Source organism: Caballeronia arvi (assembly GCF_001544695.2).
Lineage (GTDB): Bacteria > Pseudomonadota > Gammaproteobacteria > Burkholderiales > Burkholderiaceae > Caballeronia > Caballeronia arvi.
In genome coordinates this window covers 1-2,469 of the sequence record NZ_FCOM02000181.1, presented here as the reverse complement: position 1 = coordinate 2,469, position 2,469 = coordinate 1, and the positions used below count along the sequence as shown (strand labels likewise).

Annotated in this window: 3 protein-coding genes; 2 read left to right on the top strand and 1 reads right to left on the bottom strand. The window is 60.3% G+C overall.

Features of this window, described 5'->3' with window-relative positions; translation table 11 throughout:
* Positions 1-498: 498 nt before the first annotated feature.
* A complete protein-coding gene (locus AWB74_RS44055; RefSeq protein ID WP_143749535.1) occupies positions 499-696 on the top strand; it encodes a hypothetical protein in 198 nt (65 codons plus the stop codon).
* Between the two features lie 146 nt (positions 697-842).
* On the opposite strand, the gene AWB74_RS44050 is transcribed toward AWB74_RS44055, so the two are convergent.
* Positions 843-1,547: a glutathione S-transferase family protein gene (locus AWB74_RS44050; RefSeq protein WP_061152736.1), complete on the bottom strand. Its 705-nt coding sequence runs from the start codon at positions 1,545-1,547 to the stop codon at positions 843-845.
* 185 nt (positions 1,548-1,732) lie between these two features.
* Between AWB74_RS44050 and AWB74_RS48345 the strand changes: the two genes are divergently transcribed.
* Positions 1,733-1,867 carry a hypothetical protein gene (locus AWB74_RS48345; protein WP_268811248.1) on the top strand — a complete coding sequence of 45 codons (135 nt, stop codon included), beginning with the start codon at positions 1,733-1,735 and terminating at the stop codon, positions 1,865-1,867.
* The last annotated feature ends 602 nt before the right edge of the window (positions 1,868-2,469 follow it).

The following is a 2,469-nucleotide window of genomic DNA, read 5'->3' as shown; positions in this document are numbered from 1 at the left end:
ACGATGCAATGGACGGGGTAAAGCCGGTTCGGTTCAGTATCGTGCTGCGAGAGAACTTGCCTTGACGGCGTGAACGACTGATTTTCGCAGGTATCGCCACCATATGACGCAGCATGCGATTTCGAGGAGTCTCGTAGACGAGGGCAACGCGCTTGAGGCAAATGCGCGGTGGAGAAGGACATGAAACCACGAAATGGCCTGCCCTACGACACAGCGAATTTCGCTTAACAAAAATCATAGAGCCGAATTACTTCTGCTGCTCCTCGCCGTCGCGGAGGAACTGCATTTCTGGCGTGCCCCCGCGCGGCTGTTCGGTATTCTTGCTATCACCTCGTACCGGGCTTTATCGCGGCGGTGTGCGATGCGGTGCCGGGCATTAGGCGATCCAAAGGGCTCGTACACTCGCAATGCGGACGGCAAGCTGGATCAACCCGCCACCGACAGTTTCGCGCGCGGGAGGAGATGCGGCAGCCGTTCGCCCCCACCATAGGTGGCAACTTGCTTGGGTCGGATGAGGCATCCGTTGCGAGGCGGATCTTTCTCGGAAAGCTGGAAGATCTCTTCGAAAACTGCGGCGATCGCACCGCGCGGCCGCACGTGATGTTCGATATGCCCCACACGGTCGCGAAAGCCGCGCTCGACGTGCCGTTCGAGCGCGCGTTCCTAGACCGCGCGCCTGTCGCCGAAGCGTTGTAGGCTCACGGCCGTGAGGCCCATCGTTGCGGCGAGATCGCAGACGGAGGTCGCTTCATAACCGTGCGACCAACCCCACAGGGTGGCGGCGTCGAGAGCAGCCTCCTTATCGAACCACGCGGACGCGGCATGCTGCAGTTGCTCTTCTCTCACGCCGTCTTTGGGTAGTTGGACGGGAACAACGCACGCTTCGTCTCATCGTCGTTGACCGTCTTGAACGCATGTTTCTTATTCACGGCGCGCGCGCGTTCGACGGCGGGCCGCGCGTCGATCTTGGCGAACCAGTGCTTGAGTTCCGGATATGGCCCGAGCGGATCCTCGCTCGACTTGAACACGCGCGATGCCCGATCGAGCCAGCCCCACGCGGACATGTCCGCGATCGTATAGCTGTCTGCCACGATGTATTCGCGGCCCTTGAGCCTGTCGTTCAACACCTGATAGTGGCGATCCGCCTCTCGCCGATAACGATTCACCGCATAGTCGAGCCCTTCCGGCGCCGCATACTGAAAGTGCACCGCCTGCCCGGAATACGGTCCGAGTCCACTCGCTACGAACATCAGCCATGAAAGAAGCTGCGGGCGATCTTCCGGCGCGCCGGCGAACTGCCCTGTCTTCTCCGCAAGATAAAGAAGGGTCGCGGTCGAGTCGAACACAACAGCCGGCTTTCCTCCCGGCCCTTCCATGTCCACGATAGCGGGCACCTTGCCGTTCGGGTTGATCGCACGGAACTCGGCCGAATGCTGCTCGCCCTTGCTGGTGTCCACCGGCTTCAGTTCATATGGCAGCCCGGACTCTTCGAGGAAGAGCGCGATCTTCGCGGGATTGGGCGTCGGGTGAAAGTAGAACTCGATCATGGGGATGGTCTCCGTGTCGTGGCCGATATCGCGTCATTTTAGATCGAACGATCTTTTATGGGCAAAAGCGGATCGGAAGTGCTACTAGTCCCCGAGCGATGCTGGCGTAAGGGAGCACGCTCGCACGAGCCTTACTTCCTCGACCTTCGACATCGATCCACTCCGCGCCGCGCCGACGGCGGAGAATGGGGCACGCGAGGATCACCACGCCTGCGGAAAACGGCAGCGAGAGCCCGATCTTCACGAGCGGCGATCTCGCGGGATCCGACGCGGGCGAGGACGCGATTGCCCGCGCATGGATTCAGGCGCATGAACGGTGACCTCAGCGAGGCTAATCGCGTATCGGCCCGGAAACATCGCAACGAATCCAACACGCGATCACAGAAAAGAAACTGCCGCTCGCGAAGCGCTCGACCAAGGCGACAAGGAAAAATCAACAAGACGCTCAATGAACGGACGGGTCGACAAGCGAGTCAGAAAAAGATCAGTCAGCAAAACCGAACACGGAAAGATCGAACTCATCGAGCAAGAACCTCGACGAGCAAAACGACCAGCCAGGTTTTATCGTCCCCCTGCTAGACTGGGCTGGCGTGACAAGTCGCGGTCAATGCTTGTGCGGCAGCGCATACCGATGACGTGATCGCCGAGCTTCGTCAGAACGAGTCGTGGCCGCCCGCCGGGATTAGCACGTAGCTTGCCGTTTGCTACGAAGGTCATCGGGGTCGCCTGTCCGCCAGAGGACAACCGCGCTTCCCACAGCCTTTCACGGTGTCGATGCTGAAGGGGCAGGTAACCGGCCCAAGGCGAAACGGACGGCGCGACGTCCCGAAGCGCACCGCCGTCCTCTAGGGAAACGCTGATTAATAGAGCTCGGCGGTCATCGCTCACGTAGCTGCGGACGTTATAGAAGGCAGCTCACGAA

Coding starts and splice junctions, on each gene's coding strand:
- AWB74_RS44050 (WP_061152736.1), bottom strand. CDS start 1,547: ATGATCGAGTTCTACTTTCACCCGACGCCCAATCCCGCGAAGATCGCG.
- AWB74_RS48345 (WP_268811248.1), top strand. CDS start 1,733: ATGGGGCACGCGAGGATCACCACGCCTGCGGAAAACGGCAGCGAGAGC.